The organism is Alistipes sp. An31A, from assembly GCF_002159425.1.
Classification (GTDB): Bacteria; Bacteroidota; Bacteroidia; order Bacteroidales; family Rikenellaceae; genus Alistipes; species Alistipes excrementigallinarum.
The window spans coordinates 125019-138859 of the sequence record NZ_NFIO01000004.1 but is presented as its reverse complement, the minus strand read 5'-3'; the positions used below and the strand labels follow the sequence as shown (position 1 = coordinate 138859).

Annotated in this window: 11 protein-coding genes and 1 pseudogene; 4 read left to right on the top strand and 8 right to left on the bottom strand. The window is 57.5% G+C overall.

The window, feature by feature from the left end:
• Window positions 1-279 precede the first annotated feature (279 nt).
• Window positions 280-1508, top strand: a pseudogene (locus B5F90_RS05635) (tyrosine-type recombinase/integrase).
• Window positions 1505-1909: a hypothetical protein gene (locus B5F90_RS11125; RefSeq protein ID WP_087361824.1), complete on the top strand. Its 405-nt coding sequence runs from the start codon at window positions 1505-1507 to the stop codon at window positions 1907-1909. Before B5F90_RS05635 ends, B5F90_RS11125 begins: the two are co-directional and overlap by 4 nt.
• Here B5F90_RS11125 and B5F90_RS05625 read toward each other — a convergent pair.
• Window positions 1859-2422, bottom strand: a complete 564-nt coding sequence (locus tag B5F90_RS05625; RefSeq protein ID WP_087361823.1) for a Crp/Fnr family transcriptional regulator — start codon at window positions 2420-2422, stop codon at window positions 1859-1861. The two genes, B5F90_RS11125 and B5F90_RS05625, sit on opposite strands and share 51 nt — an antisense overlap.
• A 160-nt stretch (window positions 2423-2582) precedes the next feature.
• Between B5F90_RS05625 and B5F90_RS05620 the strand changes: the two genes are divergently transcribed.
• The gene (locus B5F90_RS05620) at window positions 2583-2909 is read left to right on the top strand and encodes a multidrug efflux SMR transporter (protein ID WP_021928755.1); all 327 of its coding nucleotides are present in this window, start codon (window positions 2583-2585) and stop codon (window positions 2907-2909) included.
• Between the two features lie 15 nt (window positions 2910-2924).
• Complete coding sequence (locus B5F90_RS05615) at window positions 2925-4106, top strand: MFS transporter (protein ID WP_087361876.1); 1182 nt, start codon at window positions 2925-2927, stop codon at window positions 4104-4106.
• 918 nt (window positions 4107-5024) lie between these two features.
• Here the strand turns inward: B5F90_RS05615 and B5F90_RS05610 are convergent.
• The 7 genes from B5F90_RS05610 to B5F90_RS05580 form a co-directional block, all read right to left on the bottom strand.
• Window positions 5025-5357 carry a DUF3276 family protein gene (locus B5F90_RS05610; RefSeq protein ID WP_087361822.1) on the bottom strand — a complete coding sequence of 111 codons (333 nt, stop codon included), beginning with the start codon at window positions 5355-5357 and terminating at the stop codon, window positions 5025-5027.
• Window positions 5358-5437: 80 nt separating this feature from the next.
• Window positions 5438-7042 (bottom strand): S41 family peptidase, encoded by a 1605-nt coding sequence (locus tag B5F90_RS05605; RefSeq protein ID WP_239307749.1) that lies wholly within the window; start codon window positions 7040-7042, stop codon window positions 5438-5440.
• Between the two features lie 14 nt (window positions 7043-7056).
• Window positions 7057-8397 carry a histidine--tRNA ligase gene (hisS, locus tag B5F90_RS05600; protein ID WP_087361821.1) on the bottom strand — a complete coding sequence of 447 codons (1341 nt, stop codon included), beginning with the start codon at window positions 8395-8397 and terminating at the stop codon, window positions 7057-7059.
• A gap of 69 nt (window positions 8398-8466) precedes the next feature.
• On the bottom strand, window positions 8467-10143 hold the full coding sequence (gene ettA / locus B5F90_RS05595; protein ID WP_087361820.1) for an energy-dependent translational throttle protein EttA: 1677 nt from the start codon (window positions 10141-10143) through the stop codon (window positions 8467-8469).
• A 425-nt stretch (window positions 10144-10568) separates the two neighbouring features.
• Window positions 10569-11144 (bottom strand): rubrerythrin, encoded by a 576-nt coding sequence (gene rbr / locus B5F90_RS05590; protein WP_087361819.1) that lies wholly within the window; start codon window positions 11142-11144, stop codon window positions 10569-10571.
• Between the two features lie 260 nt (window positions 11145-11404).
• Window positions 11405-12661 (bottom strand): ABC transporter permease, encoded by a 1257-nt coding sequence (locus B5F90_RS05585; protein ID WP_087361818.1) that lies wholly within the window; start codon window positions 12659-12661, stop codon window positions 11405-11407.
• 1 nt (window position 12662) lies between these two features.
• Entirely contained in the window at window positions 12663-13841 is a 1179-nt protein-coding gene (locus B5F90_RS05580) for an ABC transporter permease (protein WP_087361817.1), read from the bottom strand.

Below are 13841 nucleotides of genomic sequence, written 5' to 3'. Positions count from 1 at the left end.
TTGCGCAAAGTTAATCAAAATCTATGGAAAAACCTCCAAAATTCGGCAGATTAACGCAATGTAATCTGTGAATTAAGTAGTTAGGAGAAAATCGCGGAAGTTGGATAGAGGGCTGAATAGCGTTTCAAAGCGGATTGGAGAAAGAGAACGGTTTCCTAATCGTTACCCGTCAGAAATGCAGATTTAACACTCTCCGTCCCGTTTGTGCCGTTCTGCATAGGTTTGCTTGTCAAGGTTTAACTCGTTGATTTATAGTTTTGCACTCAAAAAAGAACGAGTATGACAAGGAGTACATTTCGCGTGCTGTTCTATGCGAACGGCAGCAAGGAGAAGAACGGAATTGTCCCCATCATGGGACGGGTTACAATCAACGGGACGGTGGCGCAGTTCAGTTGCAAGCGGAGCATCGCAAAGGAGCTTTGGGATGCAAAGGGCAACCGTGCCAAAGGCAAGAGCGTGGAAGCGAGAGAGACGAACCTTGCGCTCGACAACATCAAGGCGCAAATCATCAAGCACTACCAGCGCATTTCCGACCGTGAGGCGTTTGTGACGGCAGAGATGGTACGCAACGCCTATCAGGGCATAGGCGGCGAGTATGAAACGCTGCTCAAAGCCTTCGACCGTGAGAACGAGGTGTTCAAGAAGCGTGTCGGCAAGGACAGGAAGTTGGCGACCTATCAGTCAAGGGTAGTGGCAGGAACTATGTGGCGGCATTCATCAAGTCGTTCTACAAGCGCAGCGACATGTCGATGCTGGAACTTACGCCCGACTTCATCAAGGAGTTTGCGGTCTATCTCGCCACGGAAGCGGGATTACGCAACGGCACGATATGGGAGAAGTGCATGTGGCTGAAAGGCGTGGTGATGCGTGCGCACTTCAACGGACTGATACCGAGAAACCCGTTTGCGCAATTCCACATCAGCCCGAATGTCAAGGAGCGTGAGTTTCTGACGGAGGATGAGTTGAAGGCGGTGATGACGCACGAGTTCTCAGACCCGAAACTGGCATATATCCGTGACCTGTTCGTGTTTGCGAGTTTCACCGCCCTCTCTTTCGTGGACATCAAGGAACTGACCAACGACCGAATCGTGGAGGTGAACGGCGAGAAATGGATTATCTCCAAGCGTCACAAGACGGGCGTATCTTTCCAAGTAAAGCTGCTGGACATCCCCTTGCAGATAATCGAGCGTTACCGACCGTTCCAAGAAAACGACTTGGTATTCCCCAATCTGAACTATTGGTCAATCTGCAAACCGTTGAAGAAGATGATACGGGAATGCGGCGTGAATAAGGACATCAGCTTCCATTGCTCACGTCATGGATTCGCAACCCTGGCTCTCTGCAAGGGTATGCCGATAGAGAGCGTAAGCCGCATTTTGGGACATACGAACATCGAAACGACCCAAATCTATGCGAAGATAACCGTGGAGAAGCTGGATAACGACCTCACGATGCTGGGCGACAAGTTGAGCAAGTCATTCGGTAACATCAAGGTGGCAGGGATATGAAACGGGCAACAATCACGATGGACGGAAGCGGCAGGGTTGCCGTACCGTCCGATATAGCCAATGTGTGGATGAGCGAAATGGAGTTGGTAACGCTGTTTGATGTAATCGCCCCGACACTCCGTGCCGCTGTCCGAGCCGTGTATAGGAGCGGAGTGTTGCAATCTTGCGAAGTGGAAAGGCGCATCAGGCTGCCAAACGGTTATTATTTGGAAGTGTATGCGCTGCCAATGGTAATGGCACTGGCTTTCCGTATCAACACATCCAATGCCGCAAGAGTGCGTAATGTCTTGCTGGAAAGGCTGTGCTTGCGAAAAGACAGACAAATGCTTTGGCTTTCGTTAGGTGAAACGTCATTTTATTTGTGCCCGAATCCTACTCAAACTTGCCTGTGTGATGCCTAAATAGGTGGCGATACTTCCTAACGGCAACCGCTGTAACAAATCAGGCTCTTTCTCCAACAACTCGTGATACCGTTCCGAGGCGACGGCTGACAACATGGAAATCAGCCGTTCCTCGGCAGCAAGCAGTTCCATTTCCGCATAACGCCGTCCCCAATTGGCTATGTGCAAATCCTTCAAGAATAACTCTTTCAGTTCTTTCCTTTCCAATACATATAATATCGAGTCTTCCATCAGCTCCATTGTTTCATATCCCGGTTCGTCATTCACATAGCCTTTCATGGAAACAAGGGTCGCCCCTTCCTTGCCAAACCAAAAGGTAATTTCCTTCCCGTCCACCGAGGTATAGGCGCGGACAATGCCTTCCTTGATGAAAAAGATGTTCTTCTCCACCTTGCCGCTTTCCAGCACGCGGAATCCTTTGGTATACGAAACTTCCGTCAAACATTGCCGCAACTTGTCCAAAGACGTGTCCGGCATAGCATATCTTTGATTGATGATTTCCTTTATATCCATAGCGCATTGTTGTATTCGGTGTGCAAAATTATAAAATAGCACATAGAAACGAGAATGAGCGGTTGCTTTTTGTCAAATGCAAAATCGGTTTTTGCCAAATGTAAAAAGCTGTTAGGGATTACTTGCTTACTTTTGCGTCCGAATTTAATAAATCATAGGTATGAATTGGATAATTTTATTTTTGGCAGGATTGTTTGAGGTAAGCCTTACATTCTGCTTGGGAAAAACGAGAGAGGCATCAGGTATTGGTTTTTATCTGTGGGGAAGCGGTTTCTTGGCTTCCACGGTATTGAGTATGGCATTACTTGCCAAAGCGGTTCAGACGTTGCCTTTGGGCACGGCATACGCCATTTGGACGGGTATCGGAGCGGTCGGCACGGTCTTGATTGGGATATTCGTTTTCAAAGAGCCGGCCACTCCCATACGGCTTTTCTTCCTGTTCACGCTCATTGCCTCCTTGATTGGATTGAAAGTTGTGTCATACTGAAAGGAGGAATAAATGATGAAATATGAATTGAGAGAAAACCACGGCATTCCGGCACCTCTGCTGGCTTTGATGGCAGCCGCTACCGGACTTTCCGTCGCCAACTGTTACTACAACCAGCCTTTGTTGGGCAGCATGGCAAAAGACTTCGCGGTAAATGACTTTTCTGCCAGCATGGTAGCGACATTGACCCAGATAGGCTATGTGACCGGACTTGTATTTGTCATCCCACTGGGTGATTTGGTTTCACGAAAGCAGCTGATATTGACCAATTATATCGTTTCTGCGTGCGCCTTGCTTGCCATATCCCTTGCCCCGAACATCTACTGGGTGTGGGGCGCATCCTTGCTTGCCGGAGCATCTTCGGTTATGCCGCAGTTCTTCATCCCGTTGGTGTCTTTCCATTCAGCACCAGCACACAAGGTACGCAACGTGGGGATTATACAGTCCTGTCTGCTCATAGGCATTCTTGGCTCACGGGTGTTAAGTGGTTTCCTGGCTGATATGTGGGGATGGCGTTCCGTCTATTTCGTGGCTTGCGTGTTTATGCTCGGATGTTTTCTGATGATTTACAAGATGCTGCCCGTGCTGTCTGCCCGCTCTCAAGAAAGTTATGCAGGGCTGATGAAATCCTTGTTGCGTCTGCTTGCCAAATACCCGTACTTGCGTATCGCGTCGCTGAGGGCGGCATTGGCTTATGGCTCGTTCTTCGCCCTGTGGAGTTGCCTTGCTTTCCGGATGAAACAGGAACCTTTCTTTGCAAGTGACGACATTATCGGGGCACTCGGTTTGTGCGGACTGGCAGGTGCATCCACGGTCGTATTCATCAGCGGCTATATCCAAAAGTACGGTGCAAGGTTCTTTTCTATTGCCGGAGGATGTGTGGTATTGGCTGCATGGCTGCTGGCATTTTTAGGGAATGACAGCTACCTGTGGATGATAGTTGCCATCCTGTTGATTGATGCCGGTATGCAATGCATCCATTTGTCGAATCAGACCAGCGTAGTCGCCCTTGACGCATCTGCCATCAATCGTGTCAATACCGTTTATATGACCATCTACTTTCTGGGCGGTTCTGCGGGCACTTTCGTTTCCGGTCTGTCCTGGCAACATTATGGATGGGCAGGCGTGGCTTGGACGGGAATCGCTTTTACTGTGGCTTCCTTGCTTATTAATTATTTCAAGCCTCAAACAACATAATGGTGGATACAAAACAGGCTGAAAGAATATTTGGGATGATTCTTTCAGCCTGAATATTTTTTGTACCTTTGCATCCGAAGAGTTACTTGAACAAGCAAAGCGATGCAGACCACGGCAATTAGAACGGTTACCAACTCATTACCCGAAAACGAGGTAATTCTTCTAACTCTCTTGATTTCAAAGAGGTATATTCCTTATACAGATTTAATCAAAATTCGGGATTATGCCCCTTGTGGAGGAGCTGTCTGCGCAATATAATCGAGCGAGTTGCCGCCTTCCGAGACCGCACCCGCCCTGTTATCCGCCACCGGCTGCCCGTCCGGCCCGTACCGCAGCAGGCAGTCCGGGCCTTAATACAGCAGACAGACCGGACCGTAATACAGCATACAGACCGGGCCTTAATACAGCAGACAGACCGGGCCTTAATACAGCAGACAGACCGGGCCGGCTACCACTCACCGCACAACCGGACCGGCCATATACGACAAACGGCTGCCCATGGGCAACCGCATACGATTTGACAAATCCTTATTTGGGAACAGCATCCTCACTCACTTCCTCTTCTCACTTCCACTTCTCACCTCCTCTTCCTCTCACTCTCTCTTCCTCGCTGCACCTTCTCGCTTTTCCTCACTCTTCTCTGCATTCTCTCTCTGCATCCTCGCTTATCCTCCATCTCACGCCTCACGCTCCCGTCTTCATCCTTCATCCGTCCCCTCTCTCCTTCATCTCTCTGCCATTCATCGCTCCTTCTTCACCTCGCACCTCTCATCATCTCTTCCTCCATCATCCCTTCATCCTCTTTCTCCCTCTCATCGTCCGTTCTCCATCCACTCCACGCTCGCTCTCCTGTTCTCTGCTGCGTTTCCCGGGTACGCCACGCACCCCGTCCCAAAGGATTTACAAACCGCCGCCGCGTTACAACTCTGCCGCTACCCGCTCTTCTTCGGCGCGCTCCTGCTGTTCGAAGAACTCGGGCTTGGCCTTGCGGATAAAGGCAATCACTTCGGCAAGACCGTCGCTGAATTTGACAAAATCCTCCTTGTAGAGGAAAATCTTGTGGCGGTCGAAGACCACCGTCCCGTCGGGATTGCTCTTCTTGCGGCTCTCGGTGATGGTCAGGAAATAATCGTCACCGCGTGTGGCACGCACATCAAAAAAATAAGTACGACGACCCGCCTTCACGGCCTTCGTCATGATTTGTTCGCCAAAGTCTTCATTCTCTTTGCGAAACGAGGTTTGAGATGTCATAACCTATATACCTTATACGAGGGATTGATTTCGCCCACAAAGGTATACAAAAACGACAACTATGCAAAAAAAAAGAGTGCTTAATTTCTGATATCGAGCAACAAGCGGCCCTGCGTCTCCCAATCGCTCAAAATCTCGAGCGCCCGCGAGTAACTTCCAGGCCGTCCCTCGTTCATCACGCGGTAGAAAGCCCCCACGCCGTAGAGACGCTGTCCGAGGAGCGCCTTGAGGTGGAGCCGGATAAACGACTTCGATTCAATGTATTGAGCATCGTCGTAGGGTACACCGCGCCCGCAGCCGAGCGTCACCAGCTCGTCGAGCATCGCCTCGTCGGGCTCGAACTGCGCCGCAAAGGTCTCGAAATCGGGGTAGAGGCGTTCAAGTTCCGCCCGGCGGGCATCCAGACTGGAGAGCACGAATTCGTTCACCACACCGCGGCGCACCAGCTCGGCATAGTAGTTCGTCACGCCCGTCGTATCCTCGGCAACAATCACGTCGGGAGTGATGCCTCCGCCGCCCCGCACCGTGCGATGGCTCCGGAGCGTCTCATAGAGCGGAGCCCCGGCGTCGAGCGAGTCGCGCACCCGGTCGTCGTAGCGCCGCAGATGGTCGAGGTAGTACTCGCGCCGCTTGCCGTTCTCATAGGGGCGCTGGATGACGCGACCCGAGGGGGTGTGGTAGCGCGCGATGGTGATACGGACCGTCGAGCCGTCACCCAACGGAATCTGCCGCTGCACGAGCCCCTTGCCGAAGCTCGGCCGGCCGACAATCACGCCGCGGTCCCAGTCCTGCACCGCACCCGAGACAATCTCGCTGGCCGAGGCCGACGACTCGTCGATGAGCACCACCAGATTCCCGCGGAACTTCTCGCCGCCGCGCGCCTCGAAGCTCGTCGGAGTGACGGCGCGCCCCTCGGTCGAGACAATCGTCGAACCGCGGGGGAGCAGAAACTCCGCCAGCAGGATGGCCTGCTCGAGCAGGCCGCCGCCGTTGCCGCGCAGGTCGACAATCAGCCCCTCGCAGCGGTCGAAGCCGTGGAAGGCCTCCAGAAACTCCGTCATGGTCGTCCGCCCGAAGCGGTTGATTTTGATGTAGCCGATGCCTTCGGCCGGCATGTAGGCGGCATCGACCGTGTTGAGCGGAATGCGGTCGCGCGTGATGACGAAGTGCAGCTGCCCGGCCACGCCGTGGCGCATCACGTCGATTCCGACCTTCGTACCACGCTCACCGCGCAGGTAGCGGGGGACATCGCCCATGCGCATCCCCACGGCATCGAGCGTATCAATGCGGACGATGCGGTCGTTGGGCAGCACGCCGACCTGTTCGGCCGGACCGCCCGCAATGGTGTTGGCCACGACAATCGTATCGCGCAACAGCGAAAACTCCACGCCGATGCCGCTGAACTCGCCATCGAAGCTCGCCTGCACCCCCTTCATCTCCTCGGCGCCGAGGTAGGCAGAGTGGGGGTCAAGCTCCTCGAGCATGGCCGTAATGGCGCTCTCGACCAGCGGAGCCATCTCCACGTCATCGACGTAGAGCCGCTCGAGCAGCTGGTAGACCCGGTTGAGCTTCTGCTGCTGCACAACGGCATCCCCCTGGGCCTGGGCCTGCGCCGACGACACAAGCCCCCACAAGGCTGCAAGCAACAGCAGCACAAAGCGACATGCGACCGCGCGGCTCATCATCCGTTCCCTGCGTTTCAGTGGATGTGCGAAACCAGTTCACCGAAGGGCACCGAGCTCTGCTCGCCCGAGCGCATATCCTTGAGCGTCACCTCGCGGCGTGCAAGCTCATCGCTGCCGACAATCGCCACGTAGGGAATCGCACGGCGGTTGGCATGCTCCATCTGCTTCTTCATCTTGGCAGCCTCGGGGTAAATCTCGGCGGCGATGCCCGCATCGCGCAGCGTGCGGAGCAGACCGAGCGACGCGGCCTGCTCGGCCTCGCCCAGATTGACGAAGAGCACGCGCGTCGAGCAGCCGACCCCTTCGGGAAAGAGGTTGAGCCCCGTCATGACGTCGTAGATGCGGTCGGCACCGAACGAGATGCCGACACCCGAGGTGTTGGGCATGCCGAAGATGCCCGTCAGGTCGTCGTAGCGGCCGCCTCCGCAAATCGAGCCGATGGCGAAATCGAGCGCCTTGACCTCGAAGATGGCCCCCGTATAGTAGTTCAGACCGCGCGCCAGCGAGAGGTCCAGCTCAACGGGCAGCTCCAGCCCCAGGCTGGCCACATGGCCGAAGATGGTCTCCATCTCCTCGATGCCCTTGAGACCGGTCTCAGATGCCGAGAGCACCTCGCGCAACGATGCGAGCTTCTGAGCATTATCTCCGCTCAGCTCGAGAATCGGTTGAAGCCGTGCCACGGCCTCCTCCGTAAGACCGCGCTCGAGCAGCTCGGCCTTGACCTGCTCCAGCCCGATTTTCTCCAGCTTGTCGATGGCCACCGTGATGTCCATCATCTTGTCGGCATGGCCGATGGCCTCGGCAATGCCGTAGAGAATCTTGCGGTTGTTCATCTTGAGCACCACACGGATGCCCAGTGCGCGGAAGACCCGCTCGACAATCTCGACCAGCTCCACCTCGCACAGCAGCGAGCGGGTGCCGATGACGTCGACGTCGCACTGGTAAAACTCGCGGTAGCGACCCTTCTGCGGACGGTCGGCCCGCCATACGGGCTGCATCTGGTAGCGGCGGAAGGGGAACGACAGCTCGTCGCGGTGCTGCACGACGTAGCGGGCGAAGGGGACCGTGAGGTCGTAGCGCAGCCCCTTCTCGCAGATGCGCGAGGCCTGGCGCACCTCGTCGTCGGAAAGTCCGGCGGCGTAGTCGCCCGAATTGAGAATCTTGAAGAGGAGCTTGTCTCCCTCGTCGCCGTACTTGCCCAGCAGCGTGGAGAGGTTCTCCATGGCGGGCGTCTCGAGTGGCGCAAAGCCGAAGAGGCGGAAGACGCCCCGGATGGTGTCGAAAATATACTGGCGGCGCATCATCTCCGCGGGGGAGAAGTCGCGCGTACCCTTGGGAATCGAAGGTTTCTGCATAACCGTATCTTGTTGAATTCTGTCTCTGGTTCAAACGGAGAGGCGCTCGCGGCAACGCGAGGCGCTCCGTCAGTTTTCAATCAGTTTCTTGTACTTCACGCGGTGGGGCGTCGTATCGCCGCCCTGGGCACGCTTCCACGCCTCGTACTCGCTGTAGGAGCCCTCGTAGAAGACCACCTTCGAGTCGCCCTCGAACGAGAGGATGTGGGTAGCGATGCGGTCGAGGAACCAGCGGTCGTGCGAGATGACCACGGCGCAGCCGGCGAAGTTCTCGAGGCCCTCCTCCAGCGCGCGGAGCGTGTTGACGTCGATGTCGTTCGTCGGCTCGTCGAGCAGCAGCACGTTGCCCTGCTCCTTGAGGGCGATGGCCAGATGGAGCCGGTTGCGCTCACCGCCCGAGAGCATGCCGCACTTCTTCTCCTGGTCGGCACCCGTGAAGTTGAAGCGGGCCACGTAGGCGCGGGCGTTGACCTGGCGGTTGCCCAGCGTGATGAGGTCGCTGTTCTGCGAGATGACCTCGTAGACCGTCTTCTCGGGGTCAATCGACTTGTGCTGCTGGTCTACGTAGGCCAGCTTGACCGTCGGCCCGACGCGGAAGGTTCCCGACGTGGGCTGCTCGAGCCCCATAATCATCCGGAAGAGGGTCGTCTTGCCCGTACCGTTGGGGCCGATGACGCCGACGATGCCGGCGGGCGGCAGCGAGAAGTTCAGATGCTCGTAGAGCACGCGGTCGCCGAAGGCCTTCGAGACATCGTGCGCCTCGATGACCACGTCGCCCAGACGCGGACCGTTGGGGATGAAGATTTCGAGCTTCTCCTCCTTCTGCTTGGCATCCTCGTTGAGCATCTTGTCGTAGGCCGACAGTCGGGCCTTCGACTTGGCGTGGCGGCCGGCGGGCGACATGCGCACCCACTCCAGCTCGCGTTCGAGCGTCTTGCGGCGCTTCGACTCCTGCTTCTCCTCCATCTCCAGACGCTTGGTCTTCTGCTCAAGCCAGCCCGAGTAGTTGCCCTTCCAGGGGATGCCCTCGCCGCGGTCGAGCTCCAGAATCCAACCGGCCACGTTGTCCAGGAAGTAACGGTCGTGCGTCACGGCGATGACCGTACCCTTGTACTGCTGGAGGTGCTGCTCGAGCCAGTCAATCGACTCGGCGTCGAGGTGGTTCGTCGGCTCGTCAAGCAGCAGCACGTCGGGCTGCTGCAGCAGCAGACGGCACAGCGCCACGCGGCGCCGCTCACCGCCCGAAAGCACCTTGACCGACTGGTCGGGGTCGGGGCAGCGCAGGGCGTCCATCGCACGCTCGAGCACGCTGTCCAACTCCCAGCCGTTCACGTGGTCAATCTGCTCGTAGAGCTCGCCCTGGCGCTCGATGAGGCGCGCCATCGCGTCGTCGTCCATCGGCTCGCAGAGCTTCATGTTAATATCCTCGTACTCCTTGAGCAGGGCTACCGTGGCGGCGCACCCCTCTTCGACCACCTCGCGGACGGTCTTCGTATCGTCGAGCTTGGGCTCCTGCTCCAAATAGCCCACCGTATAGCCGGGCGAAAAGACCACCTCGCCCTGGAAGTTCTTGTCGATGCCGGCAATAATCTTCATGAGGGTCGACTTTCCGGCGCCGTTCAGACCGATGATGCCGATTTTGGCTCCGTAGAAGAAGGAGAGGTAGATGTTGTTCAGCACTTTTTTCTGGTTGGTGAAGGTCTTACTCACACCCACCATCGAGAAGATGATTTTTTCGTCTGCCATATTTGGGGTTTTACTTGTTTCGCATGATTCGACAAAGATACGAATTTTTCGCCGAGAATCCGCCTCCGCCGCGCCGAAGCCGATAATTTTAACACTCGGAGGCGCCTGCCCGCTCTGCTCCGCCCACGAAACGGGCCATGGGAGCGCCCAGACGGGGCCCTGAATCCACCGGGCAAACCCCTTCCGCCGGCATATTCTCACCGCCGAATGCCTCCGCCCGCGCACCGCCGCACGGGCAGTAGAAATCGTCTGCAATTTCTGTCCGCCGCCCGCTCTCTGTCGGTCCTTCCTGCCCATCCATCCGGCCACAGCTCACGCTCGCCTCCGCCCGCGCGTCCAACACAACGAAATCGCCCCGATGCTCGAGGCATCGGGGCAATGGTTTGCAGGTTATCCGTCACGGCCCGGCCGCGGCGGCAAACCGACTAATAGTTCTCCTTCTTGGGCTCGAAGTAGGCCTGCGGATGCTTGCAGGAGGGGCAGATTTGCGGAGCCTCCGAAGCCTTGCAGACATAACCGCAGTTGCGGCACTGCCACCAGATTTCGCCGTCACGCTTGAAGAAGTTGCCGTCGGTCAGGCGGCTCAGCAGCTTCAGGTAGCGCTTCTCATGCTCGGCCTCGACAGTTGCAATCATGCGGAACGCCGTGGCGATTTCGGGGAAGCCCTCCTCGTCGGCCACGCGGGCAAACTCGGGGTAGAGCACGTCCCACTCCTCGTTCTCGCCCTTGGCCGCAGCCAGCAGATTCTCCTGCGTGGTGCCGATTTTTCCGGCAGGGTAGGAGGCGGTGATGGTCACCTCGCCGCCCTCGAGGAATTTGAAGAAACGCTTTGCATGCTCCTTCTCCTGCTCGGCCGTCTCAGTGAAGACGCCTGCAATCTGTTCGTAGCCCTCCTTCTTGGCCACGCTTGCAAAGAATACGTAGCGGTTGCGGGCCTGGCTTTCGCCGGCAAATGCCTTGAGCAGATTCTGCTCGGTCTTGGTTCCCTTGATGCTTTTCATGGTTGTATTGTTTAATGAGGTTTTCGTCTGAGGCAAAGGTATGCAAATTCCGCATCCTTCCAACAAAAATTCCATCGTTTTTTCCGATAGCGTTATTTGTCGGACTTATAGTGCGGTCCGAAGCTATCGGAAGCCATCTAAACCATCTAACTAAACCGCCAGGCAGCCTCGTCCGTCCCAGCCAGCCGAAGAGGAGAGAGTCGACCGTCGCGCCCGTCCCGGCCTTCCGAACGGAAGCAGCCTCCCTCCGCCGGACCGCATCACCTACCGCTGCCGTCGCACGAACAGGGCTCTTCGGCATCGCTCCGCCGCTTCTGCTGCATGCGCCATTCGCGTCCGATGACCAGATGGGTGCTGATGCAGGCCAGACCGCCGTAGAGCAGCGTGAGGATGCAGAGCATCTTGATTTCGGGCAGCACCTCCGCAAGCGAAGCCCCCATGCTCTGGATGCGGATGAAGCCATTGACGCCGTGCGTCGAGGGGAGAATCCGCCCGAAGTCGAGCAGCCACCCGGGAATCGCCTCGGCGGGGTACGAAACGCCGCTCAGCATGAGGAAGGGGATTGAGGTCCAGAGCAACAGCAGCAGCGAATTTTCGCGGTAGCGGAAGAGGGTCGAGACGGCGATGCCCATGGCGATGCAGGCCGCCAGGTAGGCTGCCATGAAGAGCACGAGGGTTCCCGTCGCACCGTTCATCGGGTAGTGGAACAGCCGATAGTGCAGTCCGAGGATGTAGAGCGACGTCACGGCGTAGATGCTGGCGTAGACCAGCCCCTTGCCCATGACGACCGGCAGGGTCGAGAGCCGGCAGCGCCCCTCGGGGCAGAGCTTCGTGTAGAGGCCGAACTCGCGCCACGTGCCGCCAATCATGCCGATGCCGATGAGCAGCGTCTGCTGGATAATCACCATGATGATGGCCGGCATGACGAAGGTGCCGTAGCCCAGATAGGGGTTGAAGAGGTTGTGCGACTCGTAAATCACGGGCTGCGTGGTGGCCTGCGCCTGCGGGATGTTAGCCCCCTTGGCCACCAGCCGCTGGAACTCGACCATCGCCCCCGTGGCGCCGATGGAGGTGACCACCTCCTGGAAGACCTGGCGGTACATCAGGAAGTAGCTGGCATCGACGTATATCGCCACGTTGGCCTGCTCGCCCCCGAGCAGATGCCGCTCGTAGTCGGAGGGGATGTAGACGATGCCGTAAATTTTGCGGTCGAAGAAGAGGCGCCGCGCAGCCTCCATGTCGGTGGGTTCGTAGGCCACATAGGTGTTCGGACCCGCGTTGAAGAGGTCAATCAGGCTGCGGCTCGTCGGCGTGCGGCACTCGTCAACCACGCCAATCGGGACGTTGCGCAGCACCTGCGCACCATAGGCGCTCGAGTAGAGCGTCGCATAGATGAAGATGGCCAGCACCAGAATGAGCAGCACGCCCGCATCGGTAAAGATGGTGCGGTACTCGTTGCGCATGACGATGAGCAACTGGTGCCAATAGGAGCGTATTTGTCGTGAAAGGCGCGTCATGTCAGAGTCTCCCCCAGAATTTCTCCTCCGTGCAGATGCGGCGCAGACGCCGGCGGCAGAGGAACGGTAACAGAATAAAGAGCGACATGTAGCCCAGGTCGGGCAGCGAGCAGACGACGGGGGCGCCCCGCAGCATCTGGTCGACGAAGATGTCGGTATAGTAGGTGAACGGGAACAGGCGGCTGAGGTACTGCATCGCCGGCCACATGGCCATCACGGGGAAGGTCAGTCCCGAGAAGGTGAAGGCCAGCACCGAGTATCCGCCGCCGATGGAGAGCGAGAGGCGCAGGTTGCTCAGCAGCGCGACGATGAAGAGCCCGATAGCCTGATAGCTGACGATGAAGAGCAGCGTGGCGAGCAGGATGACCCACAGCGAGCCGTTGAGCGGCACGCCCACCACCTTGAAGATGATGCACAGCATGGCCAACGCCACCAGGAACATGACCACCGTGATGGGAAGCAGTTTGCCCGCCACCGACGCCGCAACGGAGTCTCCGCCCGTCACGAACCACTCGCCGGCCGTGCCGCGCTTGAGCTCCGTGCCCACGGCGAAGATGGTCGTCATGATGACGAAGATGAGCAGCATCATCGGCATGAAGCTCGGCGAGAGGTAGTAGCCGTAGTTCGTGTAGGGGTTGAAGAGCACGTGCTTGCTGAAGCGTACGGGCATCAGCTGCGCCATGGCCTGGCGGTCGGTCAGCCCCTGCTTGGTGAGCAGCTGGAGCTGGATGCCGGCCGAGAAGGTGGTCACGGCGGTCTGGATGTCGCGTGCGAGCAGGCCGTTGACCGTGATGTTCGTACCCGTGATGTAGGCCTCGACGTGGGTCTGGCGGTTGCTCAGGATGTTCTTCTCGAAGAAGTCGGGCACTTGCACGATGGCCATGATGCGCCCCTCGCGCATGAGCCGCTCGGCCTGCGGCATGTCCTGCACCTCGTAGGCCACCAGCGCCGTCGGCGTCGCGTCAATCATGTCGACGATTTTGCGCGAGAGCGTCGTTCCGTCCTCGTCGAATACGGCGATGGGGATGTCGTGCGCCACCCCCTTTTCGAAGAGCAGCGCAAAGAACGAGAAGGAGAGCACGGGCAGAAGCAGCATCAGCACCACATACATGGGCTGACGGGCGATTCTTCCCAGCTCGCGCCGCAGCACGGCGGCCGTATGGTGCAGCAGCGACGGCAT